Source organism: Butyrivibrio hungatei DSM 14810, from assembly GCF_900143205.1.
GTDB classification, from domain to species: domain Bacteria; phylum Bacillota; class Clostridia; order Lachnospirales; family Lachnospiraceae; genus Butyrivibrio; species Butyrivibrio hungatei.
The window spans coordinates 1-25,217 of record NZ_FRDH01000008.1 but is presented as its reverse complement, the minus strand read 5'-3'; the positions used below and the strand labels follow the sequence as shown (position 1 = coordinate 25,217).

General features: G+C 36.8%; 22 protein-coding genes. 21 read left to right on the top strand and 1 reads right to left on the bottom strand.

Going from position 1 to position 25,217, the window contains the following annotated elements:
• Positions 1-13: 13 nt before the first annotated feature.
• The 20 genes from mutS (at position 14) to BUA02_RS10105 (ending at position 22,268) form a co-directional block, all read left to right on the top strand.
• Positions 14-2,692: a DNA mismatch repair protein MutS gene (gene mutS / locus BUA02_RS10200; protein WP_242946498.1), complete on the top strand. Its 2,679-nt coding sequence runs from the start codon at positions 14-16 to the stop codon at positions 2,690-2,692.
• A complete protein-coding gene (mutL, locus tag BUA02_RS10195) occupies positions 2,693-4,615 on the top strand; it encodes a DNA mismatch repair endonuclease MutL (RefSeq protein WP_072703641.1) in 1,923 nt (640 codons plus the stop codon). It abuts the gene before it with no gap.
• Positions 4,612-5,550, top strand: a complete 939-nt coding sequence (gene miaA, locus BUA02_RS10190) for a tRNA (adenosine(37)-N6)-dimethylallyltransferase MiaA (protein WP_072703638.1) — start codon at positions 4,612-4,614, stop codon at positions 5,548-5,550. Before mutL ends, miaA begins: the two co-directional genes overlap by 4 nt.
• Complete coding sequence (locus tag BUA02_RS10185) at positions 5,543-6,826, top strand: methionine gamma-lyase family protein (protein WP_072703635.1); 1,284 nt, start codon at positions 5,543-5,545, stop codon at positions 6,824-6,826. The genes miaA and BUA02_RS10185 overlap by 8 nt, the downstream gene beginning before the upstream one ends.
• Positions 6,827-6,905: 79 nt before the next feature.
• Positions 6,906-7,619: a RadC family protein gene (gene radC, locus BUA02_RS10180; protein ID WP_083572730.1), complete on the top strand. Its 714-nt coding sequence runs from the start codon at positions 6,906-6,908 to the stop codon at positions 7,617-7,619.
• A 9-nt stretch (positions 7,620-7,628) separates the two neighbouring features.
• Positions 7,629-8,633, top strand: coding sequence for a rod shape-determining protein (mreB, locus tag BUA02_RS10175; protein ID WP_071176053.1), 1,005 nt, complete (start codon positions 7,629-7,631; stop codon positions 8,631-8,633).
• Positions 8,634-9,503 (top strand): rod shape-determining protein MreC, encoded by an 870-nt coding sequence (gene mreC / locus BUA02_RS10170; protein WP_071176054.1) that lies wholly within the window; start codon positions 8,634-8,636, stop codon positions 9,501-9,503.
• A gap of 5 nt (positions 9,504-9,508) precedes the next feature.
• Positions 9,509-10,033 (top strand): rod shape-determining protein MreD, encoded by a 525-nt coding sequence (gene mreD / locus BUA02_RS10165; protein WP_083385813.1) that lies wholly within the window; start codon positions 9,509-9,511, stop codon positions 10,031-10,033.
• Entirely contained in the window at positions 10,026-12,884 is a 2,859-nt protein-coding gene (locus tag BUA02_RS10160) for a penicillin-binding transpeptidase domain-containing protein (RefSeq protein WP_072703632.1), read from the top strand. The genes mreD and BUA02_RS10160 overlap by 8 nt, the downstream gene beginning before the upstream one ends.
• A gap of 12 nt (positions 12,885-12,896) precedes the next feature.
• Entirely contained in the window at positions 12,897-14,021 is a 1,125-nt protein-coding gene (locus BUA02_RS10155; protein WP_072703629.1) for an FtsW/RodA/SpoVE family cell cycle protein, read from the top strand.
• Between the two features lie 4 nt (positions 14,022-14,025).
• Complete coding sequence (gene mgsA, locus BUA02_RS10150) at positions 14,026-14,421, top strand: methylglyoxal synthase (protein ID WP_071176057.1); 396 nt, start codon at positions 14,026-14,028, stop codon at positions 14,419-14,421.
• Positions 14,405-15,370: a D-alanyl-D-alanine carboxypeptidase family protein gene (locus tag BUA02_RS10145; protein WP_072703626.1), complete on the top strand. Its 966-nt coding sequence runs from the start codon at positions 14,405-14,407 to the stop codon at positions 15,368-15,370. The genes mgsA and BUA02_RS10145 overlap by 17 nt, the downstream gene beginning before the upstream one ends.
• A 71-nt stretch (positions 15,371-15,441) precedes the next feature.
• Entirely contained in the window at positions 15,442-15,861 is a 420-nt protein-coding gene (locus tag BUA02_RS10140; protein WP_071176059.1) for a twitching motility protein PilT, read from the top strand.
• A 68-nt stretch (positions 15,862-15,929) separates the two neighbouring features.
• Positions 15,930-17,522: a biotin/lipoyl attachment domain-containing protein gene (locus BUA02_RS10135; protein ID WP_178297648.1), complete on the top strand. Its 1,593-nt coding sequence runs from the start codon at positions 15,930-15,932 to the stop codon at positions 17,520-17,522.
• 80 nt (positions 17,523-17,602) lie between these two features.
• The gene (locus BUA02_RS10130; protein WP_072703623.1) at positions 17,603-18,130 is read left to right on the top strand and encodes a cell division protein SepF; all 528 of its coding nucleotides are present in this window, start codon (positions 17,603-17,605) and stop codon (positions 18,128-18,130) included.
• Between the two features lie 69 nt (positions 18,131-18,199).
• A complete protein-coding gene (aroB, locus tag BUA02_RS10125; protein ID WP_072703620.1) occupies positions 18,200-19,303 on the top strand; it encodes a 3-dehydroquinate synthase in 1,104 nt (367 codons plus the stop codon).
• A 14-nt stretch (positions 19,304-19,317) separates the two neighbouring features.
• Positions 19,318-19,857, top strand: a complete 540-nt coding sequence (gene lspA, locus BUA02_RS10120) for a signal peptidase II (protein WP_178297647.1) — start codon at positions 19,318-19,320, stop codon at positions 19,855-19,857.
• On the top strand, positions 19,857-20,786 hold the full coding sequence (locus BUA02_RS10115; protein ID WP_071176062.1) for an RluA family pseudouridine synthase: 930 nt from the start codon (positions 19,857-19,859) through the stop codon (positions 20,784-20,786). Before lspA ends, BUA02_RS10115 begins: the two co-directional genes overlap by 1 nt.
• 34 nt (positions 20,787-20,820) lie before the next feature.
• A complete protein-coding gene (locus tag BUA02_RS10110) occupies positions 20,821-21,456 on the top strand; it encodes a cytidylate kinase-like family protein (RefSeq protein WP_072703617.1) in 636 nt (211 codons plus the stop codon).
• Positions 21,457-21,683: 227 nt separating this feature from the next.
• Positions 21,684-22,268 carry a DUF6033 family protein gene (locus BUA02_RS10105; RefSeq protein WP_072703614.1) on the top strand — a complete coding sequence of 195 codons (585 nt, stop codon included), beginning with the start codon at positions 21,684-21,686 and terminating at the stop codon, positions 22,266-22,268.
• A 63-nt stretch (positions 22,269-22,331) separates the two neighbouring features.
• Here BUA02_RS10105 and BUA02_RS10100 read toward each other — a convergent pair whose 3' ends face one another.
• Complete coding sequence (locus BUA02_RS10100) at positions 22,332-23,342, bottom strand: tyrosine-type recombinase/integrase (RefSeq protein WP_072703611.1); 1,011 nt, start codon at positions 23,340-23,342, stop codon at positions 22,332-22,334.
• Between the two features lie 320 nt (positions 23,343-23,662).
• On the opposite strand from BUA02_RS10100, the gene BUA02_RS10095 reads away from it, so the two are divergent.
• Positions 23,663-24,964 carry an IS30 family transposase gene (locus BUA02_RS10095; RefSeq protein WP_178297646.1) on the top strand — a complete coding sequence of 434 codons (1,302 nt, stop codon included), beginning with the start codon at positions 23,663-23,665 and terminating at the stop codon, positions 24,962-24,964.
• Positions 24,965-25,217 lie beyond the last annotated feature (253 nt).

Here is a 25,217-nt window from a genome sequence, read left to right as displayed (position 1 = left end):
GGGAAGTACCACGATGTTTGAAAGCGTTGACATAGATAAAGTTTCACCTATGATGCAGCATTATCTGCAGACTAAGAGGGAGTATAAGGATTGTATTCTTTTTTATAGACTTGGTGATTTTTATGAGCTGTTTTTTGATGATGCCCAGGTTGCATCCAAGGAACTTGAACTTACTCTTACTGGAAAGGCTTGCGGTTTGGAAGAGAGAGCTCCTATGTGTGGAATTCCTTTTCATGCAGTTGACTCTTATCTTACTAAGCTTGTTTCTAGAGGCTTTAAGGTTGCTATCTGCGAGCAGACAGAAGATCCAAAGCTTGCTAAGGGTATTGTAAAAAGGGATGTAACAAGGATCGTCACACCTGGAACAAACCTTAATATGCAGTCTCTTGAGGAAACCAAGAACAATTACATCATGAGCATAATCTATACTCCTGATAATATTGGTATTTCTGTTGCAGACCTTACAACTGGTGATTATTATCTTACAGAAGTTGAAAACCTTAGAGCAGCTGTTGATGAGATCGGTAAGTATTCTCCATCTGAGATCATCTGCAACGAAGCTTTTAATTTCTCGGGAATAGATATTGATGAGCTTAGAAACAGGCTTCAGATTTTTATAAATCCTCTCGATTCAAGATATTTTGATGAGGAGTCCTGTAAAAAGCTACTTATGAAGCACTTTAAAGTATCATCACTGATAGGTCTTGGAATTGAAGATTTTCCTAATGGTGTAGTGGCTGCAGGAGCTCTTTTGCAATATCTTACAGATATGCAGAAGTCTGATATTTCCATCATCACTCATATCTATCCATATCTTACAAGCAAGTTTATGCTTCTAGATAGTTCAACCAGAAGAAACCTTGAGCTTGTGGAGACTATGAGGGATAAGCAGAAGCGGGGAACACTTCTGTGGGTACTTGATAAGACTAAGACTGCTATGGGAGCCAGAATGCTCAGAAGTTTTATTGAGCAGCCTCTTATTGATAAAGATGAGATCTTACTTAGACAGGGCGCAGTTGAAGCTCTTGTAAAGAATGTGATCACAAGAGAAGAAATCAGAGAATATTTAAATCCTGTCTACGATCTTGAGAGGCTTATGTCCAAGATTATCTTTAAAACTGCTAATCCAAGGGATCTTTTGGCATTTAGAAATTCCATTAAGATGATCCCTGCGATCATAACAGCCCTCACGGATGTTAAGGAAAATGAAGCTCTAAATAAGCTCTTTTCAGAGCTTGATCCACTTACGGATATCTATGAGCTTATTGACCAGGCTATCGTTGAAGAGCCTCCTTTAACTATCAGGGAGAGCGGCATCATCAAGGAAGGCTTTGATAAAGATATAGATCACTTTAGAGAAGCTGGAACAAACGGTAAGGGATGGCTTGCTAAACTTGAGGATGAAGAAAAGGAAAATACTGGTATCAAGAACCTTAAGATCAAGTACAGTAATGTGTTTGGTTATTCCTTTGAGGTTACTAATTCTTTCAAGGATAAGGTTCCTGACTACTTTATAAGAAAGCAGACGCTTGCTAACGCAGAGAGATATACAACTCCTAAGTTAAAAGAACTTGAAGATACGATCCTTAATGCTCAGGATAAGCTTAACAACCTTGAGTATGAGATGTTTTGCAAGATCAGAGATTCAATTGCCCTTGAGATAGATAGGATACAGTCTACAGCTAAGGCAATAGCACTTCTTGATGTTTATGCTTCTTTGGCCTATGTTGCAGAAAAGAACCACTATGTAAAGCCTTCTATCAACGATAAGGGTGTGATCAACATAAAAAACGGCAGACATCCTGTTGTAGAAAAGATGCTTGATTCAGCTGATATGTTCATTTCAAATGACACATATCTTGATAACAAAAAGCATTGTATCTCTATTATTACCGGCCCTAACATGGCTGGTAAGTCAACTTATATGAGACAGACAGCGCTTATCGTCCTAATGGCACAGATCGGAAGCTTTATTCCGGCAGAGAAGGCTGATATTTGCGTTGTAGATAGAATCTTTACCAGAGTGGGAGCTTCTGATGATCTTGGAAGCGGTCAATCAACCTTCATGGTTGAGATGAATGAGGTTGCCAATATTCTTAGAAACGCAACTCCAAATTCTCTTTTGATCCTTGATGAGATCGGAAGAGGTACTTCAACCTATGATGGACTGGCAATTGCCTGGGCTGTTACAGAGCACATCAGTAACAGAAAGATACTTGGTGCCAAAACTTTATTTGCTACACATTACCATGAGCTTACAGAGCTCGAAGGCAAAATGGATAATGTAAACAACTACTGTATTGCGGTTAAGGAAAACGGTGATAACATTGTATTTCTTCGTAAGATAGTAAAGGGCGGCGCAGATAAGAGCTATGGTATTCAGGTTGCTAAGCTTGCCGGTGTACCGGACATGGTTATAGACAGGGCTAAGGAGATTGTAGCTGAACTTACAGATAATGATATTACTGAGAAGGTTCAGGCTATAGCTAGGGATAGTAAGGGCGACAAGAAGGTTAAAGTTCAGCATTATGACGATGTAGATATAGATCAGATGTCACTATTTGATACTGTAACTGATGAGGATGTGCTTAAGAGACTTCAGGAAATTGATATTACAACTCTTACGCCAATGGATGCTCTGAATACTCTTTATAAGCTTCAGAGTGATTTGAAAAACAGGTGGAAAAACTAAATGGCCTTCATAAATGAACTCGATAAAACTACTATTGATCAGATCGCAGCTGGTGAAGTTGTTGAAAGACCAGCAAGTGTAGTAAAAGAACTTGTGGAAAATTCTATTGATGCCGGTGCCACTGCTGTAACAGTTGAAATAAAGGGCGGCGGAATCGATATGATCCGTGTGACTGATAACGGCTCTGGAATTGAGAAAAGTCAGATCAAGAAAGCTTTTAAAAGACATGCAACCAGTAAGCTAAAGAATATTGATGACCTTTTTACTATCCATTCCTTAGGATTTAGAGGCGAGGCATTATCAAGTATTTCTTCTGTAGCGCAGGTTGACCTTATTACCAAGACAAAGGATGACCTTACTGGTACAAGATACAGCATAAATGGTGGTGAAGAAGCCGGAATGGAGGAGATTGGTGCTCCTGATGGTACTTCTATCATAATGCGAAATCTCTTTTACAATACACCTGCCAGAAAGAAATTCTTAAAGACGCCGCAGACAGAAGGAAGCTATATTGGAGATGTCATGGAGCATCTTGCTCTTGATAATCCTACGGTTTCATTTCACTTTATCAATAACAAAGAAGATAAGTTCTCTACTTCTGGTAATGGCGATCTTAAAGAGATTATCTACAGGATCTATGGAAGAGATATTTCTGTTAGCCTGATTCCTATTAATGTGTCACAAAACGGCATTACTCTTGAGGGATATCTTGGAGAGCCTTCCATCAACAGATCTAACAGAAATTTTGAAATATTTTTTGTTAATGGAAGATATATCAAGGACAAGGTAATTTCTAAAGCTCTTGAGGAGGGGTACAAGCAGTATCTTATGATGCACAAGTTTCCATTTTCTGTGCTTCATTTAAGACTTGATCCCGCGCTTGTTGATGTAAATGTGCATCCAGCCAAGCTTGAAGTTAGATTCGATAATCAGGCTGCGATATATGATTTTATCAGGACCAGCGTAGAGAATACCTTACGAGACCATGAGATGATCCCTGATGCACTTCTTGGGGATGATATTAAGGATAAGGAAAAAGAAATAGCACCACCTAAAAGATCTCTTTCTCCTGAGCCTTTTGAGACCATCAGATTTGAAGAAAATAAGGTTGCTGAGGAAGAACCTGTATTTGCGGTTGGTGTTAAGGCTGAGCCTATCAAGATCGAAGATACAAATAAGTCAGCTGTTTGGACCAGGATCTTTGGCGACTCAGATGGTTCTGCCCTAGAAAAAAAGGAGCGTCCTTCACCAATCATTAAGCAGGATGAAGCTGTTATAGTAGAAAAGCCTATGCAGCTTAATCTTTTTGATGAGAAAGTCCTTACCAAGGACAATGTGAAGGAATATGACATACTTGGTCAGATCTTTGACACTTATTGGATAATCGCATTCAAAGATAAGATGTTTATGGTTGATCAGCATGCGGCCCATGAGAAGGTCAACTATGAGAGGATGATAAAGCGCTTTAAGTCAGGTGAGATGCTTTCACAGATGGTCAATCCTCCTGTGATTGTTTCATTGTCCTCTGCAGAAGAAGATCTTTTTATCCATTACAGACAGTACTTTGAGAAGCTTGGTTTTAATATCGAGAATTTTGGCGGACATGAATATGCCATGAGAGCTATACCTGTAGATCTTTTTGGCTGTAACAATGAAAAGGATATGTTCATTCAGATCCTTGATGAGCTTTCTCACGAAACTAATCTTGATAGAACACCTGATATCATCAATTACAAGATAGCAAGTATGGCTTGTAAGGCTTCTGTAAAAGGTAATACCAAGATGACAAGACAGGAGATGGAAGCTCTTTTAGATGAACTGTTAACACTTGAAAATCCATATAATTGTCCTCATGGAAGGCCAACTATTATATCGATGACCAAGTATGAGATTGATAAAAAGTTTAAGCGAGTTGTGGAATGAATAAACAAAAGCTTATTATTTTGACTGGACCGACGGCTGTCGGTAAATCAAATCTATCAATTAAGCTTGCTAAGACAATTGGCGGAGAGATAATCTCCGCTGATTCTATGCAGGTCTATAAATACATGAATATTGGAACTGACAAGATATCGAAAGAGAAAATGCAGGGAGTTCCTCATTATCTTATTGATTTTTTGGATCCAAAAGAGGATTTCAATGTAGTTATGTTCCAAAAAATGGTGAAGGATGCCATAAAAGATATCTCATCGAGAGGAAAAATCCCTATTCTTGTTGGCGGAACGGGATTTTATATACAGGCAGTACTATATGATATAGATTTTACTGAGACTGATGATGATGACTCTTTTCGTAAGGAATTAGAAAAAAGAGCTGAAGATGGAAAAGCCCATGAGCTATTTATGGAACTTAAGGCTGTGGATCCTGAGTCAGCAAATATCATACATGAAAACAACGTTAAGAGAGTTATAAGAGCTCTTGAATTTTACAAAAAGACTGGAAGACCAATCTCTGAGCACAACAAAGAGCAGCATGAGAACGTGTCTCCTTATGATTTTTCTTACTTTGTATTGACAGATGACAGAGAAGAGTTATACTCACGCATAGACAAAAGAGTGGATTTGATGATTGAGGAAGGACTTGAAGCTGAAGTCAGAGAACTTTTAAAGCTAGATATTCCTCTTACTGCCACATCTATGCAGTCTCTTGGATATAGAGAGATGATCGGCTATTTGAATGGCGAATATGACCTTGAGAGAGCTATTTATCTAATAAAGCGAAACACCAGGCATTTTGCTAAGAGGCAGCTCACATGGTTCAGGCGCGAAAGCGATGTCCACTGGATAGACAAAAGAGATTTTGATCACGATGATGATCGTATTTTAGAAGAAATGATAAAGGTATTTAAAAATGAATGAAGTAATGTTTGAATCACTTGGTATTTCCAAGAATGTATATGAGTTTGGCGAAAAGATTTTAAAAGAGCTTGAGCCAAGATTTAAAATGATTGATGAAATTGCAGAGTACAATCAGCTTAAGGTTATCAAGGCTATGCAGGAAAACAAGGTAAGTGAGGCTTGCCTTCTTGGAACAACTGGTTATGGTTACAATGATATAGGAAGAGAAAAGCTTGAAGCTGTGTATGCTTCTGTTTTCCATACAGAGGATGCACTTGTTCGTCCTCAGATCACATGTGGAACTCACGCACTTGCCCTGGCACTTATGAGTAATCTTAGGCCTGGTGACATGCTCTTTTCACCAGTAGGTAAGCCATATGATACTCTTGAGGAGGTAATCGGCATCAGACCATCTAAGGGCTCCCTTGCTGAATACGGTGTAGAGTATTCACAGGTAGATCTTTTACCAGATGGAAGCTTTGATTATGACAATATCAAAAAGACTTTGCTTGAGCATTCTAATATCAAGCTTGTTACAATCCAGAGATCAAAGGGATATCAGACAAGACCAACTCTTTCAGTTGAAAGGATCGGCGAACTTATTTCTTTTATCAAGGAGATCAAAAAAGACGTTTATTGCATGGTAGATAACTGCTATGGAGAATTTGTTGAAACGATCGAGCCTACAGATGTCGGTGCAGACATGGTAGTTGGTTCACTTATCAAGAATCCAGGCGGCGGACTAGCACCAATCGGCGGATACATTGCCGGCAAGAAGGAATGCGTAGAAAATGCAGCATTTAGACTTACATCACCAGGACTTGGAAAAGAGGTGGGAGCTTCCCTTGGAATCCTTCCACAGTTCTATCAGGGATTTTTCCTTGCTCCAACTGTTACAGCATCAGCTTTAAAGGGAGCTATCTTTGCGGCTAATATTTATGAAAAGCTTGGATTTGACGTAGTTCCAAATGGAACAGAGGATAGATTTGATATCATTCAGGCTGTTACCTTTGGTAAGCCTGAGGGTGTCATCGCATTTTGCGAGGGTATTCAGTCTGCAGCACCAGTTGACTCTTTTGTTACACCAGAGCCTTGGGATATGCCTGGCTATGATGCTCAGGTCATTATGGCTGCTGGTGCCTTTGTATCTGGCTCATCTATTGAGCTTTCTGCTGATGGACCAATAAAAGAACCTTATTCTGTATTCTTCCAGGGAGGTCTTACTTGGCCTCATGCTAAATACGGAATATTAAAAACTTTGCAAAAGATGTGTGACGCTAAGCTTGTTTCGTGTTAAACTATAATCTGATGATTCTGTATTCTTTTTGACCACCTGGAGAAGTGGCGTGCTTTTGTGCGTTTCAGAAAGGATTTGGATGAAGTCATTTAACAATATGATAGCGGATGGGGATACATGTGAAGATATGCTTCCCTATGAGAGGTTCCTTAAGTCTGGACCTGAAAGCCTTACTGATGCAGAACTTTTAGCGATTATCATCAGAACTGGAGCAAATGGTTATTCACCTGTTGATATAGCAAGGAATGTTTTGGAACTTGGTAACACCAAGGAAAAGGGGCTTAACAGTCTTTATTGTCTTTCTATTGATGAGCTTTTGAAGGTTCACGGTATTGGTAAAGTCAAGGCAATCATGCTAAAGAGTGTTGCTGAACTTTCCAAGCGAATGTCTCTTCAGAGGGCTTCTATTGGGATTTCTTTTGAAAATCCAGAGATGATAGCTCGTTACTATATGGAGAGGCTAAGGCATGAGGATAGAGAGAATGTTGTGATCTTAAGCCTTAACAACAAATTAAAGCTTATCAATGAGACAACTCTTTCTCTGGGAACTGTTAATTCTGCTATTATTTCTCCAAGGGATATCTTTATTCAGGCACTTAAGTCAGGTGCCAGCAGCATTGTGATGTTGCATAATCATCCTTCAGGGGATCCTGCTCCTTCGAGAGCAGATATTAGTATTACTAATAAAATCAGAGATTCAGGCAATATGCTTGATATCAATCTTAAAGATCATATCATAATAGGAGATCAGTCATATTTTAGCTTCCTTGAAAAGGGGCTTTTGTGGCAATAAGGAGAAGAAATGGGTAATATTTTTGGAATCGACCTCGGTACTAGCAACATCAAGATTTTCAACAAGGATGAGGACAACCTTACAGTTGAAAAAAACATGATTGCCATAGAAAATAAAACAAATGTTTTTGCATATGGTAATTCAGCTTACGATATGTATGAAAAGGCTCCAGATAAGATCAAGATATCTTATCCTTTAAATAGCGGTGTTATTGCTGATATCGAGCACATGGAGACACTTGTAAAGCTTTTTATCACAGATCAGATGAAGGGCGCTGTTAAGCCTTGCGACGTTTATATCGCAGTTCCTAAGGATGTAACAGAAGTTGAGAGAAGAGCTTTCCATGATCTTATCAATGATGCAGGCATCAAGGCCAAGAAGATCATGATGGTCAAGAAGCCTCTTGCTGATGGACTTGGAATGAATGTTGACGTTATGAACTCTCAGGGTGTTTTAGTTGTTAACGTTGGTTATGATACAACTGAGATCTCTATCCTTTCACTTAGAGGTATCGTTGTTAGTAAACTTATCAAAGTTGGCGGTAAGAAGTTTGATGAGTCTATCAGAAACGTTATCCGTAAGGAGTTTGGTCTTCTTATCGGAGAAAAGACATCTGAAAACGTAAAGATGTCTCTTAAGGAACTTGAAAAAGAGGGTAAAGATGCAGTTGTTTATGGTAGAGATATCGTTACCGGACTTCCTGTTGAGAGAATGATACCTACAGAGCTTATCAATCAGGCTCTTTTAGAGAACTTTGATGCTATCCTTGATAATGTTAAAGCTACTCTTGAGAAGACTCCACCAGAACTTGCTGCAGATATTTTTAAGCATGGTCTTTATCTTACAGGTGGTGCATCACAGGTTAGCCATCTTGCTCAGAGACTTAGCAATGGTGTTGGCCTTAACGTAAATATCGCAGAAAATCCAATTGGTTCTGTTGCACTTGGTCTTGCAAAGATTATTAAGGATGACCAGTATAAAGCTCTTGCGTATGGAATTGAAGAGGATAAATAAATGAGTCCCATAATCAAGAGAAGAGGAGAAGAATTTACACTTCCAAGTAAATATCTCCTCTTTATTTTAACAATAGTATGTACGGCACTTATTGTGATCACGTTCAATACAAACCTGTTTACAGGGCCTTTGAACTCTTTTGCAGGTGTTTTTGTTGTACCTTTTCAAAAGGGTATAACATCTGTTTCTACTAGTATCAAAGAAACAACTGATAAGCTTTCATCTATTACTAAGCTCCTTGAAGAAAATGAGAAATTAAAAGAGCAGGTTGATGAGCTTACAATTGCAAATACTAATCTTGAGCAGGAAAAATATGAACTTACAGAGCTTCGTACTTTGTATGAACTTGATGCACAGTATGAAGAATACAAGAAGACTGGTGCCAGGATAATAGCTAAGGATGCTGGTAACTGGTATTATTCCTTTGTTATTGATAAAGGATCAGACGATGGCATTCAGGTTGATATGAATGTTATCGCAGGCGGCGGGCTTGTGGGTCGTGTAATTGATGTTGGACCAGATTGGGCTAAGGTTCAGTCTATTATTGCAGACAATTCATCTGTCAGTGGAATGGTTCTTTCTTCCTCTGATAATCTTATTGTTTCAGGTGATCTTGAGAAATACAGAAATGGTTACATTAGCTTTTCAAAGCTTGTTGATGATGTTGACAGGGTTAAGATTGGTGACAAGATCGTTACATCCAATATCAGTGATAAGTATCTTCCAGGTATTTTGATCGGCTACATTTCAACTATCGATGATGACTCAAATAACCTTACAAAATCGGGAACTATAACACCTGCCGTGGATTTTGAGCACATGAATGAAGTATTGGTACTTTTGGAACTCAAAAATAATGGCGGCAAATAAACACTATGAATATTAGAAGAGTATTAATTAATTTCATATTTGTTATTGTGTCGTTTATTTTACAGACTACTATTTTTCGTATTATTGACCTTGGCGGAATAACACCAAATCTGCTTATGATAATGACTGCTTCCATCGCTTTTATTAAAGGTGATAGGGCAGGACTTTTATCAGGCTTTTTTTGTGGACTTTTAGTTGACATATTCTTTGGTACATATCTAGGCTTTTTTGCTCTGATATATATGTATATTGGTTTTATTGTCGGCAAGCTCCACATCATTTTCTTTTCCCAAAATGTGGCAATTCCTATTGTGGTAATTACGATATCAGATATTATCTTCGGATTTATCTGTTATGTTTTGATGTTCTTATTTAGAACCAAGTTCAATATTGGCTATTACATGATGACAGTTATACTTCCGGAAGCTGTATACACTGCTATCATTGCTATTTTCTATTATCCTATAATCCTGAAAGTCAATAATGCTATTGATGAAAAGGAGCAAAGGAGCGCAAAGAAGTTTGTTTGAGAATTTTAAAGAAGGATTTGTAAAGTTCATAACCTCCAGAGCTGTCATTGTTTGCTTTGTCCTTTTTTCTCTTGCTTGTATCCTGGTGTACAGGCTTTTTTCACTACAGGTAATTAATGGCGAGTATTATCTTGATTCCTTTAAACTTAGGATCAAGAAGGAAAAGACTATTCCTGCGGCCAGGGGTAATATTTATGATAGAAACGGAAATCTTTTGGCATATAATGAGCTGGCAAACTCTGTAACTATCGAAGACGTATATAAGTCTGGTTCAGGAAAAAATGCTGCAATTAACGAGACTCTTAATAGACTTATCGATATCATAGAACAAAATGGTGATAACGTAGATCATGATTTCAACATTGTACTTAATGAAAATAATGAGTTTGAGTTTAATGTAACGGGTAATTCACAGCTTCGTTTTCTTGCAGATGTTTATGGTCATACATCTATTAATGACCTTAAATACGAGGAAAAGACCAAAACAGCAGAAGAGGTTGTTAATGACCTTTGCAAGACCTTTGGTATTGGTGAATATGAGACGCCTGGCGTTTCATCCAGCTTTGTTCCAAGAAAAGGCTATACCAATGACAGAGCACTAAAGATATTGACTGTCAGATACAATATGAATGCTAACAGTTTCCAGAAGTACATTGATACAACAGTTGCTTCTGATGTTAGTGATCAGACTGTGGCTGACGTTATGGAGAATGCATACACTCTTGATGGTGTATCTATCGAGGAAAGCACTGCCAGAAAGTATGTTGATTCAGTGTATTTTTCTCAGGTTCTTGGATATACAGGTAAGGTTTCTGAGGATGAACTTGCTGAACTTCAAAAGGTAGATAGCAGCTATGGAATCAATGATATAGTTGGTAAGTCTGGTATCGAGCAGGCTATGGAATCAACTCTTCAGGGAACAAAGGGTTCTGAGACTGTTTATGTTGATAATACAGGTCAGGTTATCGAAACAAGTAATTACGTTGATTCTGTTGCTGGTAATGACGTGTATCTTACTATCGATAAGGATCTTACTGAGGCATGCTATAACATCATTGAGCAGTCCCTTGCGGGTATCCTTGTTTCTAAGATACAAAATGTCAAAACCTATACATATACTGAGACTTCCAGCTCAAGCAACATTGTCATTCCTATCTATGACGTATATTATGCTGTTTTTGATAATGATATTGTAGACATCAATCATTTCTCATCTGATAAGGCTAAAGATACTGAGAGTAAGGTATATCAGTCTTATCTGGACAAGAATGCATCTGTCCTTGCAGAGATCAGGAATGAGCTTTTAGAAAAAAAGACTCCTTATGAATCTCTTTCTAAGGAATATCAGTGGTACATGAGTCACATTGCCGCAAATCTGTATTCAGATGGCATCATCAATTCTGCTTTAGTTGATAAACAGGATGCTACTTATATTGCCTGGACAACAGATGAGGTTATTTCTCTTACTGAGTATATTAAATATGCTATTGCTATGAACTGGGTTGATGTCAGCAAGCTTAGTATTGATAATCAATATGCTGATTCAGAAGAGATCTTTAATCAGATTGTCAATTATATAATTGATGAACTATCTGCGGATTATGATTTCCAGACAAGGCTTTACAAATATCTTTTGCTGGATGGAAATATAAGCGGAACCGATGTATGTAACCTTCTTTTGGAACAACAGGTAGTTGAGATAACAGAAGAAGAAAAGGCTTTATGGAATAGAGGCGGAGAGTCCTCATACACCTTCATGGTAAACAGGATCTCTAATTTGGATATCACACCTGCTCAGCTTGCTCTTGATCCATGTACCGGATCAATGGTCGTTACTGATGTTAATACGGGTGATGTACTTGCACTTGTGTCATATCCTGGATATGACAATAATATGATGGCTAATGGTGTAGATGCTGAGTATTACGCTAAGCTTCGTAGTGATAATTCTAATCCACTTTATAACTATGCTACACAGCAAAAGACTGCGCCTGGTTCTACATTTAAGATCGTTTCTTCAACAGCTGGTCTTATGGAAGGAGTGATAACAACTGACTCTGTCATTTATTGCGGCGGTATATTTGAAAAACTTGATCACCCACCTAAGTGCTGGATCTATCCTAGAGGACATGGCGGTCTTAATGTTACTGGGGGTATCAGAAATTCCTGTAACTTATTCTTTTATGAGGTTGGCTATAGGCTTGGACTTGTTGGTAATTCATATTCTTCTGATATTGGTCTTCAGAAGCTTGCTAAATATGCAGATATGTATGGCCTTTCTGAAAAGTCAGGTATCGAGATTGCAGAATCTGAGCCACAGGTTTCTGATGAGGACGCTGTTCGTTCTGCAATTGGACAGGGTACTAACTCATATACAACTGTAGGACTTGCAAGATATGTTACAACTGTAGCCAATAGTGGTACTTGCTATAATCTTACTCTTATAGATAAGACTACTGATTCAAATGGAAACCTTTTGGAAGATTATAGTTCTTCTGTTAGAAATACTGTTGATATGCCGCAGGCATACTGGAATGCTATCCACCTTGGTATGAGACAGGTTGTACAGGATAAGTCATATTATGCTAATCTTGGTGTTTCTGTTGCAGGTAAGACAGGTACTGCACAGGAATCAAAGAATAGGCCTAACCATTCATTGTTCATTTGTTACGCGCCATATGAGCAGCCTGAAATAGCTATTGCAACCAGAATTGCTTATGGTTATACATCAAGTTATGCGGCTCAGATCACCAAAGAGGCGCTTACATATTACTTTGAACTTAAAGATACTGATGATATTATTTCTGGTACAGCTCAGACACTGCAAGATGGTGCTACAAACGCTGACTGATTTGGAGATCGTATGTTAAAGAAATACAAGTTGTCCAATTACGACTTTGCACTTTTGCTTATGGTCATTGGACTTACAATCATTGGAATAATGAGTATCAGTTCTGCTAAACCTGATTTTGTTACAAAGCAGACTGCAGGTATGATTTTTGGCGTAGTGGTTATGATATTTTTATCATTGCTGGATTATGGCGTTATACTTAAGCTCTTTATACCATTTTATTTGATTAATATTGTCCTGCTTGCGCTTGTCCTTTCTCCTCTTGGCAGCACAACAAACGGTGCTCAGAGATGGATCAGCCTTCTTGGCATTACATTTCAGCCTTCTGAGGCAGCTAAAATATTATTGATTTTATTTTATGCGCAGTTTATTATGAAATATAAGGACAAAATTAAGAATTTTGGCTTTGTTGTCATATGTGTAATTCTTTTAGCTTTACCTTTGGGGCTCATATTTATGCAGCCTGATCTGTCTACTTGCATTATGCTAATGCTTATTTTCTCATCTATAATGTTTGTTGCTGGAATAGATTGGAGAATAGTTGTAGCAGTACTCGGAGTCGCCATTCCTGCAGCACTGTTCATTATTTATAATGCTGTTCAGGAAGATACAAGCATTCTTAAAGATTATCAGCAGAGGCGTATTTTGGCTTGGCTCCATCCTGAAGATTATGCTAATGCCGAGGCTTATCAGACTTTAAATTCAATGATGGCTATTGGTTCCGGACAGTTATTTGGTAAGGGCTATAATACTAATGAGATCAGTTCTGTTTTGAATGGTGGCTTTATTTCTGAGTCACAGACAGACTTTATCTTCACTGTTATCGGTGAAGAATTTGGATTTGTGGGTTCAGTGATCGTGCTTGTTTTGGTCTTTGCTATTGCTATTGAGTGTTTTATTATTTCAACAAAGGCAAAGGATAAAGCAGGAGAGCTTATTGCAGCTGGTGTTGGTGCTTGGATAGGTTTTCAGGGCTTTATCAACGTAGGCGTGGCAACAGGCGTGCTTCCAAATACTGGATTGCCACTGCCGTTTGTTAGTTATGGATTAACATCACTTCTTAGTGTTTATGCAGGCATAGGCTTTGTATTAAACGTTAGACTTCAAGGTAATAAAAATTTGTTTGGGAGGTTATGATTAGATGAATATCGCACTGATCGCGCATGATGCGAAAAAGAAACTTATGCAGAACTTCTGCATTGCATATAGAGGTATCCTTAGCAAAAATGATCTTTATGCCACAGGTACAACTGGTAGATTAGTTGAGGAAGTAACAAATCTTTCTGTGCACAAGTATCTTGCTGGACATCTTGGTGGAGCACAGCAGCTTGGCGCAGCTATTGAACATAATGAGATCGACCTTGTAATTTTTCTTAGAGATCCTCTTACAGTTAAGTCACATGAGCCGGATATCAGTAATATTATGTCACTTTGCGACATGCATAATATTCCTGTAGCAACTAATCTTGCTTCGGCTGAGCTTCTTGTAAAGTCATTGGATAGGGGAGATCTTGAGTGGCGTGAAATGTACAAGTAAGTTTTTTAGACTGATAACGTTAATAACAGTGGCAGCTTTTTGTTTAAGCGGCTGTTCTTACTTTTCTTACTCTGCTAAGTATTCTGTTTCTTCTTCTACAGCAGATGCTAGGGATTCAGAAGTTTATCCAACCTTCGCATCTGATATCTGTGTAGTCAATACAGATGTGGATCGGGATAGCCTTGAAATCGGCGATTCATTAAGTGCAGGTCTTTTTGACCTTAATAGCAGAGAAACCCTTTTTGCAAAAAATGTAAATGATAAAGCACTTCCAGCCAGCCTTACCAAGGTTATGACTGCCTATGTTGCGCTTAAATATGGTTCATTAGACCAGGTGCTTGTTGCTGGTTCAGATGTATATGTAAATGAGAGTGGAGCGCAGAAGGTCGGCCTTAAAGAGGGAGATAGAATGACTCTTGATCAGGCCCTTAGACTTCTTTTGATCTATTCTGCTAATGATGTAGCTAACCTTATTGCTTCTAACATCGGTGGCTCTATCGATGGCTTTGTAGATATGATGAATCAGGAAGCTATAAACATTGGTGCGACTAATTCTCATTTCCAGAATCCTCATGGACTTCAGGCAGAAGACCATTATGTAACTGCTTATGATATGTACCTTATCTTTAATGCAGCCATGGGCTATGATACCTTCCAGGAGATCATCAATATGAAGGAGTACTCAACTTCATATCAGACTGCATCAGGTGGTACTAAAGATGTGTCAGTTTCTAGTACTAACGGCTTTATCAATGGTAATTCCAAAGCTCCATCAGGTATTACAGTAATAGGTGGTAAAACAGGTACTACAACAGCTGCTGGACATTGTCTTATACTACTTGCAAAAGACGGAAATGAAAATCCCTACATCGCAGTGATCATGCGCGATACAGACTCTGGGACTTTGTATAAAGACATGTCGAATTTGCTCTCTGAAATCACTAATTAAGGTTGTCATTTATTAGTTAATATTTTATAATTAATACATGAAATAATTCTAACTTGCAGGAGGGTATGCCGATGGTTCAGTTAATTGTTGGGAAAAAGGGAAAAGGAAAGACCAAATGCTTATTGGACAAGGTTAATACCGAGGTTCAGAATGTACTCGGAAGCGTAGTATTCTTAGATAAGAATACCAAGCACATGTATGAGTTAAACAACAAAATTCGTCTTATTGTAGTTCCAGAATTTATGGTTTCAAATGCCGATGAATTTATCGGATTCGTAAGTGGTATCATTTCTCAGGACCATGATCTCCAGCAAATGTATTTTGATAGTTTTTTGAAGATTTCTTGCCTTGAAGGTGAGGATATTTCCAAGACAATTGATAAGCTTGAAAAGCTTAGTGAAAAGTTCAATGTAGACTTTGTTCTTAGTTTATCTATGGATGAGTCAGAACTTCCAGAAAGTGTTAAATCCAAGGTTGTAATTTCACTTTAATGTTAAAGTATTATTTTTATATAAGCCGCGGTTTTCCGCGGCTTATATAATGTATGAATGGAAAAAATATGTCAGATAGATCAGGCAATAAATTAACTAGATATCCTAAAAATTTGAATAACATAAACATTGGTATGGTGTTCTTTGCTGTAATGGCAATCTACATCTTGATCAGTGTTGTTACTTATCTTAAAAAAGACCATATGATAGGCTACCAGGTAATTGAAGGTTCCCTGTCTTCAAATAATATCTATACAGCAGTTGCACTTCGAACAGAAAAGATCATTACTAGTGAAAATGCTGGATACATCAACTATTTTGCAACAGAAGGCGGAAGAGTTGCCGTTGGCAATCTTGTATATACCGTTGATGAATCTGGTCAGCTTCTTGAATACTTAAAGTCACAGGGATCTGAAGAAGTTGCCCTTAGTGATGAAGATCTTTCTGAGCTTAGAACACAGATAGTTAACTTTGATTCTTCTTTTGATGCCAATAGTTTTTACACTGTATATGATTTCAAGATAAGTCTTGATGGTACAGTTCAAAAGCTTTCTAATAGTAGTATTTTGCAGAATATTCAGTCCCTTAATGAAAATAGCGGAACTCTTTCATCTATCATTTATAAGAATGCGCAGGATACTGGTATAGTTGTTTATTCAACAGATGGTTATGAAGATCTTACCCTTCAGACAATTACAGCTGCTCATTTCGATGAGTCTGCCTATGAAAAGAATCAGCTTATAAACAATACTCTTGTTAAACCAGGCGATCCTGTTTACAAAATATGTACTAATGAAGAATGGTCTATTGTTATTCAGGAAAATGATCCTGAAAGGGTAAAAGAGCTTGAAGAACTTGAATATGTAAAGGTTCGATTTATTAAGAACCAGGATGAGTCCTGGGGCAAGGTTTCTACATATACAAACGCTGATGGAGACACCTTTGTAATGCTTACATTTACAAACTCCATGATCACGTTCTGCAGAGACAGATTCCTTAGCGTAGAGATCATTACAGAGGATGAGACCGGGCTTAAGATTCCTAATTCAGCAATCGTTAATAAATCCTTTTATTTAATACCTAAGGATTATATGATCAAAAATAATGACAATTCTACTGGTGTATTGAGAGATAAATACGATGAACAGGGTAATGAAACTACAGAGTTCATTGAACTTTCAATCTATAATGAGACTGAGACTGAGTATTACATTGATACTGACACTATCAGAACCGGTGATATATTGATAAAGCCTGATTCAAATGATAGATATACAGTAAGTAAGACTGATACACTGATCGGCGTTTATAATATAAATAAAGGTTATGCTGATTTTAGACAGGTTAAGATCTTGTATCAGAACGATGAATATGCAATTGTCAGGTCTAACACCATGTATGGCCTGAACGTATATGATTACATTATTCTTGATTCTTCTGTTATTGATGCAGATGCAAGTAATAAACCTGTTACAAATAGTGATGATTCTTCAAAAGAGTCATCTATAGATTCATCAGGTTCAGAAAGTAGTGAAGAAGAGGCAAAAACTGCTAATAGCGATGCTTCAGTAGAGGAAACCTCTGAAGATATGCCAGAAGAGGAAAATGGTGATGAGTTAAATGAGGATTCCAATGAGGGTTCTGAACTTAGTTCTTCTTAATTAAATTTGACAGATTATGTAAAACTAAGTTAATATTATATGTGATTTGTTGGGAAAAATTTTCGAGGAGTTTTAATACAATGAGCGTAATGGATAAGTTTTTAAAAGCAATTCAGCTTAATGGGGATGACGAAAGCGGATATTATGATTCCGATGACGGCTACTATGATAGCAGCTCAAAGAGTGATTCAATAAATACTGGAGCACCAGTTGGTAAAGACGATCCATCAATTGATGTTTCTGAAGATAAAGCAAAGAAGCCAATTCCTAAGGTACCTTCAAAATCCAGAAAGGCATTATCTACAGCAGGTATGGAAGTTTGTGTTATCAAACCTACTTCTGTTGAGGATGCAAGAGAGATTACGGAGACACTTTTAGCAAATAGGACTGTAGTGCTTAATCTTGAGGGCCTTGATGTTGATATTGCACAGAGAATCATTGATTTTACATCAGGTTCAACCTTTGCTATATCAGGTAACCTTCAGAAGATCTCAAGATATATATTCATTATCACACCTGCTTCAGTTGATATATCTGGTGACTTCCAGAACATATTAAGCGGAACCTTTGGAGGCGGTATCGCAGAGGGACCACAGCAAATTGATTGAGAATATCAAGCTGTTGACAAAATGTTAATTAGTCAACAGCTTTCTTTTTATGCTTAAGGAGATAAGGCCATGGAAAACAGAATGACTGTAAATTACAACAACAAGCCATGTTATGACATTCTTTTTGAGAAAGATTTTGATAAGCTGGCTGATGAGATTGATAAGCTTGGATTTAAAGATAGAAAATTTGCGATCATTACAGATACTAATGTAAGTAAACTTTATGCAGAAGAAGTCAAGGAGAAACTTGAAGTTCTTTCAGCTAAGATAATTATATTTGAGATTCCTGCTGGTGAAGATAATAAGAATCTTACTGAGATTGAAAAGATATATGAAAAGCTTATTGAAAATAAGTTTGACAGACATGATCTTATAATTGCGCTTGGCGGCGGAGTTGTCGGTGATATGGCTGGCTTTACAGCAGCTACTTATCTTAGAGGAATAGCTTTCATTCAGATTCCAACAACACTTTTGGCTCAGACAGATAGTAGTATTGGTGGCAAGACCGGTGTTGATCTTAATGGCTACAAAAATATGGTGGGTGCTTTTTATATGCCTCGTCTTGTTTATATGAATATTTCAACCCTTAATTCTTTAAGTGGAAGACAGTATGCATCAGGCTTTGCTGAAGTTATGAAACATGGACTTATTAAGGATGCTTCATTTTATTCCTGGCTTATCGAGAATATGTATGAAATTGATGACAAGGATCCTGATGTTGTTCTTGAGATGGTTTACAGAAGTTGTGACATCAAAAGAGCTGTTGTTGAAAAAGACCCTACAGAAAAGGGAGACAGAGCTCTTCTTAACTTTGGTCATACACTTGGTCATGCCATTGAAAAGTCAAAGAACTTTGAACTTGCCCACGGTGAATGCGTAGCTCTTGGTTGTGTTGCAGCTGCATTTATTTCTTGGAAGAAAGAAATGATCTCTATGGATGAGTATTATGAGATCAGAGATATGTTTGTTCCATTTAACTTGCCTATTTCCGTCGAGGATATTAGTATTGACGATGTGATTAAACTTACAAAGTCAGATAAAAAAGCTGATGGAAACAAGATAAGATTTGTTCTTTTAAAGAAGATCGGAAAGGCTGTTGTCGACCTTACTGTCACTGAGGATGAGATGAGAGCGGCTTTAGACGAAATAATATATATTGAAAATAATGACTGATCTAGGAGTATGTTATGAATAAGATGTCAAAAAAGAAAAAGATATTTTTAATCGTTGATCTCGTGTTAGTAGTTCTTTTTGTAGCACTTGATCAGCTTACCAAGCAGCTTGCATGTGAATATTTACAGGATAAGCCAGCCATAGTACTGATCAATAGAGTTTTAGAGCTTAATTTCCTTAAAAATAGCGGCGCAGCATTCGGCTTATTCCAGAATCAGAAAGTATTTTTTGTTTTAGTAGCTGTTTTGATCCTTTTTATCATTGCATATGTTCTTTTCAGAATGCCTGATGACAAGAAATATGATATTATGCATATTCTTCTGGTTCTGATAGCAAGTGGTGCTGCTGGAAATATGATAGACAGAGTAAGACAGGATTATGTTGTAGACTTCATCTATTTTGTTATCATCAATTTCCCAATCTTTAATGTGGCTGATATTTATGTTACAGTAGCAACATTTTTGTTTATCATTCTTTTCCTTTTCTATTACAAGGAAAATGATTTTAACTTCTTAAGCTTCAAGCAGCAAAAGAAATTCAGGGAAATAAAATAATGGATAATGACAATAATCTTTTTGAGTATTATGTAACAGATGAATATGACGGATACAGGATCGATAAGCTTATCAGTGAGCTGATCGATTCTTTTTCTCGTACATATATCAAAAAGATAATTGATGATAAAAAAGTATCCTGCAATGACAAGATTGTTAAGGCCAGTTTCGTTGTGTCTGAAAATGATCATATTAAGATGGAGATTCCTCCTGTTGAAGTTCCAGAGATCTTACCTCAGGATATTCCACTTGATATTTTGTATGAAGATAGTGACGTTCTTGTTGTGAATAAGCCAAAAGATATGGTTGTTCACCCTGCAGCTGGTCATTATAAAGACACTTTAGTTAATGCAGTGATGTATCACTGTAAGGATAATCTATCTGGAATCAATGGCGTTTTAAGGCCTGGAATCGTTCATAGGATCGATAAGGATACAACTGGTTCAGTTATTATCTGTAAAAATGATAATGCACACCAAAAGATAGCTGAGCAGTTAAAGGAACATTCTATTAACAGAGTTTATCATGCTATCTGTTACGGTATCATCAAAGAAGATGAAGGAACTATCAGTACACTTATTGGCAGGAGTCCTAATGATAGAAAGAAAATGGCAGTTGTTCAAAGTGGTGGTAAAGAAGCAGTTACTCATTTTCGCGTTTTAAAGCGATTTGAGGAGGATTCTTTTACCTATATAGAATGTAAGCTAGAAACAGGTAGAACTCACCAGATTCGCGTTCATATGGCTCATATCGGACATCCTCTTTTAGGGGATGAAGTTTATTCTTCTAGAAAAAGTAAATTCAAGACAAATGGTCAATGTTTGCATGCAAAAATATTAGGTTTTGTACATCCTACAACTAATGAGTATATTGAGACAAATGCACCTCTTCCAGAGTACTTTTCGCATTTGCTTGATGTTCTCAAATAGAGTAAAATAAAAGAAAAAGGGGGAAGGAGTATTTATGAATACTATAATCACTATTGGAAGACAATTTGGATCAGGCGGAAGAGAAATAGGGGAAATGGTAGCAAATCACTTTGGAATAAAGTGTTATGATAAAGAGCTTCTTTCACGAGCAGCTAAGGAAAGTGGTTTTTGTGAAGAGATGATCCAGAACCACGATGAAAGGCCTACAAATTCATTTCTTTATAACCTGGTAATGGATACATATTCTTTTGGCTATAATTCATCTAGTTTTGTAGATATGCCTATCAGTCATAAGGTATTTCTTGCACAGTTTGATACAGTAAAGAAGATCGCTGAGGAAGGTCCTTGCGTTATCGTAGGAAGATGTGCAGATTATGCGCTTAGCGAATTTCCAAATGTATTAAATCTTTTTATCTGTGCTGATGAAGAGTCAAAGATTAAGAGAATCAGAGAGAGATTTGATGATATTACTTCTGATGATAAGGCCAGAGAAATGATGAATAAGAAAGATAAGCAGCGTCAGAGCTATTACAACTACTATTCATCCAAGAAATGGGGAAGAGCTGATAGCTATGATCTTTGCATCAATTCTAGCATCCTTGGTATAGAAGGTACAGTTAAGTTTATCACTCAGTATATTGAAGATTTTGAGCAGGCTAGAAAGGCTTGAGTTAATAGAATAATTAAATGATTTAAATAAACTTTCAAGATGGGTTTTTCTGTTTTGAAAGTTTATTTTTGTTTGAAATATTGTTTATTCTTTTTTAATTGTTATTCATTAATTTGGATGATATGCTGACCTTGTAATGGATAAAAGAATAGGAAAAGTGTGCAATTGTAATAATATAGTTTGATCACAGAATGGAATCTGTGCATGATCTTTCAAGGAGGAAAGCCATGAATACTAATATCAGTAATTCTATCAATAAGTACCTTCAAAACAGTAACATTGGCAAAAATCTTACCGTAAAAGGTAAGGCTAAATCAGAAGCAAAAGATATAGTCTCAAAAAAGGATGTAAAAAACACTGTTTTTGGTACTGGTGTAGGTAGTAGCGCATCTGTTGAGTTCTCTCCAGAAGTTGAGATGTTTGGCAAGGTTGTCGATATGCTGCAAAAGAAATACGAAAATGCAGACATATTTGTTGCAGGGCCTGATGATGATCTATCTCAGATAGGTGGAGATCTTGAGTACAGTATCATTTTATCTGAAGATGAGATGAAGCTTTTAGCATCTGACGATGAGAAGGATAAAAAGGCTAAGGATAAGCTTCTTAAAAATATTGATGATGCTATGAATAAGATCAGCGATCTTAGTAAGAAGATAGAAGAGAACACTGGTGATGACGATGAAATTTCCAATTTTGGTATCAGTATTGGAAAAGATGGAAAGGTAAATTTCTTTGCCGATATAAATGGTCAGTCATTTAAAGATACATCAGTTGATTCACTACTTAAATCTATTGTAAGTTCTAAGGCATAATCTGTAATAAAACTTAAGCCTGTAGGAATAGAATTTCCTACAGGCTTTATTATGTTCTTATTATTATCTTAAACCTTGAAGTAATGATCTTGAATCCTTCATTGCTGTATCTGAAGCTTTTGCATATATATTTGTTGTCTGTATGCTTTTATGATTCATTTTCTTTTTTAACAATAAGATATTGTTGTTACTTGCTGCATAAAAGCTCATAGCAAAGCTGGAACGAAGTTTGTGTGGGGAAATTATCCTGGCTTTTTCTGGAAGGCAAACAGATACATATTTTTTTACCAATATTTCTACAGCTCTTACGCCTAGTCTATTACCGGTAGAAGTAGTAAAAGCAGGGAATTTAAGGTTATTTATGCCGTATTTGGCCTTTTGTGATGAGAAGTATATGTCCAGATAATCCCTGCATTCATCACTAAAATAGACAATTTGAGTATCGCCACCTTTTCTGGTAACAACAACGCTGCAATCATCAAGGTTGTAGTCGATAATATCAGTTTCTAGCATCTCAGATACACGAAGGCCTGTATCTAACAGTAAAAGGAACATGGCTGAATCTCTGTCTGCATAGATATAATGAACCTTGGCAACGGATTCATGCAATTTGGTTCCGTGCCTAACAGTATCTAAGAGTATTCTTTGCTCATCATTTGTTAAATAAATAACATCCTTTTCAGGAATTTTAATTGTCTTTGTAGCGGCAATTGGATTTCGGGGCATTTTACCTGTAGCTACGAAAAAGCCATACATACTTGATAATGAAGCACGTTTTCTTTTAACTGTAGATTCCTTATGATTACCTGAAAGCGTTGTCAGGAACCTGTTAATATCAAGAATCTCTACAGAAGCTACATCATTAATAGTGAGTTCCTTTATGGATTTTTCGCTGTACTGAGGAAGAAAATTTATAAGATATTCTAAGTAGATCTTAATGTCACGACAATATTCAAGCTTAGTTGCATAATTTTCAACGCGGCCAAAGTTGTAGATGAAGTCGCTGACAAAATCAGGCATTTCATTTAAGAGTGCGTTTATCTTGTCGGAATAGTTTATCCTGTTTGTTGGCATATTAGATTCCCCCAAAAATAAAATAGACCTTGAGGCGCTGTTAAAGCCAAAATATTGGCTTTATTTTGCCTAGGTCTATTATATCACAATTTCATTTTTCGTAAAACTAGAATTTTGCGAAAAAGTTTGTTACTATCCCCAAATGGATATTTGTATAGAGTAAAATACATATTTTAATGCGGATATACGAGACTTAATGCTTAATAAAATAGTATTATGCAATAAGTTCCGGATGTATTTATAATTATAGTATAACTTAATAGTCATTTTTTTATTAGTCCTAGAACATCATCAGAATGTGCTTAATAAAGGAGGTTAAAATGCATAAGCATCTTTCTTTTGATGAACGTGTAAGAATTGAGGAAGGATTAATCAAAGGCTACTCTCTTAATAAGATAGCTTCATTTCTTAATAGGTCTCAGTCAACTGTTGCTAGGGAGGTTTATAGAAATAGAATCCCTTTTCATCCCAAAAGAAATGATTTTGTAAAATGTGTACACGAGGAATCCTGTACAATTCGTGATATATGCGGTAATCTAGGCTGCAAACATCCCTGCAATGGATGTCTATCTGGATGTCATACTGATAAATGTTCTGAATATGTTAAGTACAGGTGTGAACGAATCTTAAAAGCTCCTTTTGTTTGCAATGGTTGTGAACATCATCTAAAATTCTCGTGCTTCTCAGAAAAATACAGATATAATGCCAAAAGTGCTCAGTATAAATCAGATGAGCTGCTTCGCATTTCAAGAGAAGGCATTTCTTTGTCAGAGTCAGAAATGATAAAACTTGATGAAATAGTATCTCCTCTTCTCTTGCAAGGGCAATCTATTGATGCTATTTATATGAGTCATAAATCTGAAATTCCCTGCGGTAGAACTACTTTATATGATTACATTGATAATTGTTATCTCTCCGCCAGAAACATAGATATGCCAAGAAAAGTCAGATACAAGGTTCGTTACAATCACGGGAAGAGACCTGAGAGCTTCCAGACATTCGTTTATGAAAGGACATACGCTGATTATGGAAAATATCTACTAAAACACCCGGATATAAATGTATGGCAAATGGATACTGTCATAGGTTCAAATGGAGGAAAATGTCTTCTTACTCTTCTACATGAAAAATCAATGTTCATGCTCGCATTTCTGTTGGAAAAGCATAATCAAGAGTGTGTAATTAATGCTCTAAATGATCTTTGCGACCTGATAGGAATAGAAATGTTCAAGCAGATATTTCAGGTGCTATTACCAGACAGAGGCATTGAATTTGGTAATCCTTATGCAATGGAATGTGACAGGTATGGTGAAATAAAGACAACCGTGTTCTACTGTGATCCATACTGTTCCTGGCAAAAAGGAAAACTAGAACGTAATCATGAGTTCATACGTTATATACTTCCTAAAGGCAAGAGCTTTGATAACCTTTCTCAGAAAGATGTTAATCTGATGGTAATTCATATAAATAGCTATCCAAGGAAGAGTTTAAATGAAAGAGCTCCATATGATTTTGCTAATCTTCTGCTTGGAAAAGATTTCTTGAAGCTTCTACATGTCAAGAAGATAGATCCAGATAGAATAATTTTGAAGCCCTCACTATTAAAGAAAAAACACAAATAAAGCTATAGTTTAAATATAGGCAGATACTGAGTTTGAGGACGTTCGGGACTTAATGCTTAAAAATGACTTATTGCATAACCTTATGCATTTAGTCCTGAATATTTTATGCAAAAGGTTTATTTCATATGCTCATAATAAAAAAAGAAGCCTTAAAATAGCACTATTTTGGCACATAAAAACGGTTATCATTAAGCGATAACCGTCGTATGGTTCTTTATTTAATCCTATTAAGCATTAAGTCTCGGACATGAGG

What these genes read in the sequence shown, in the direction of transcription:
- mutS (WP_242946498.1), top strand. Translation starts at nt 14, where the DNA reads ATGTTTGAAAGCGTTGACATAGATAAAGTTTCACCTATGATGCAGCAT.
- mutL (WP_072703641.1), top strand. Translation starts at nt 2,693, where the DNA reads ATGGCCTTCATAAATGAACTCGATAAAACTACTATTGATCAGATCGCA.
- lspA (WP_178297647.1), top strand. Translation starts at nt 19,318, where the DNA reads ATGAATAAGATGTCAAAAAAGAAAAAGATATTTTTAATCGTTGATCTC.
- BUA02_RS10130 (WP_072703623.1), top strand. Translation starts at nt 17,603, where the DNA reads ATGAGCGTAATGGATAAGTTTTTAAAAGCAATTCAGCTTAATGGGGAT.
- BUA02_RS10110 (WP_072703617.1), top strand. Translation starts at nt 20,821, where the DNA reads ATGAATACTATAATCACTATTGGAAGACAATTTGGATCAGGCGGAAGA.
- aroB (WP_072703620.1), top strand. Translation starts at nt 18,200, where the DNA reads ATGGAAAACAGAATGACTGTAAATTACAACAACAAGCCATGTTATGAC.
- BUA02_RS10135 (WP_178297648.1), top strand. Translation starts at nt 15,930, where the DNA reads ATGTCAGATAGATCAGGCAATAAATTAACTAGATATCCTAAAAATTTG.
- mreC (WP_071176054.1), top strand. Translation starts at nt 8,634, where the DNA reads ATGAGTCCCATAATCAAGAGAAGAGGAGAAGAATTTACACTTCCAAGT.
- miaA (WP_072703638.1), top strand. Translation starts at nt 4,612, where the DNA reads ATGAATAAACAAAAGCTTATTATTTTGACTGGACCGACGGCTGTCGGT.
- BUA02_RS10140 (WP_071176059.1), top strand. Translation starts at nt 15,442, where the DNA reads ATGGTTCAGTTAATTGTTGGGAAAAAGGGAAAAGGAAAGACCAAATGC.
- BUA02_RS10100 (WP_072703611.1), bottom strand. Translation starts at nt 23,342, where the DNA reads ATGCCAACAAACAGGATAAACTATTCCGACAAGATAAACGCACTCTTA.
- mreB (WP_071176053.1), top strand. Translation starts at nt 7,629, where the DNA reads ATGGGTAATATTTTTGGAATCGACCTCGGTACTAGCAACATCAAGATT.
- BUA02_RS10115 (WP_071176062.1), top strand. Translation starts at nt 19,857, where the DNA reads ATGGATAATGACAATAATCTTTTTGAGTATTATGTAACAGATGAATAT.
- mreD (WP_083385813.1), top strand. Translation starts at nt 9,509, where the DNA reads ATGAATATTAGAAGAGTATTAATTAATTTCATATTTGTTATTGTGTCG.
- BUA02_RS10095 (WP_178297646.1), top strand. Translation starts at nt 23,663, where the DNA reads ATGCATAAGCATCTTTCTTTTGATGAACGTGTAAGAATTGAGGAAGGA.
- BUA02_RS10155 (WP_072703629.1), top strand. Translation starts at nt 12,897, where the DNA reads ATGTTAAAGAAATACAAGTTGTCCAATTACGACTTTGCACTTTTGCTT.
- BUA02_RS10105 (WP_072703614.1), top strand. Translation starts at nt 21,684, where the DNA reads ATGAATACTAATATCAGTAATTCTATCAATAAGTACCTTCAAAACAGT.
- radC (WP_083572730.1), top strand. Translation starts at nt 6,906, where the DNA reads ATGAAGTCATTTAACAATATGATAGCGGATGGGGATACATGTGAAGAT.
- BUA02_RS10185 (WP_072703635.1), top strand. Translation starts at nt 5,543, where the DNA reads ATGAATGAAGTAATGTTTGAATCACTTGGTATTTCCAAGAATGTATAT.
- mgsA (WP_071176057.1), top strand. Translation starts at nt 14,026, where the DNA reads ATGAATATCGCACTGATCGCGCATGATGCGAAAAAGAAACTTATGCAG.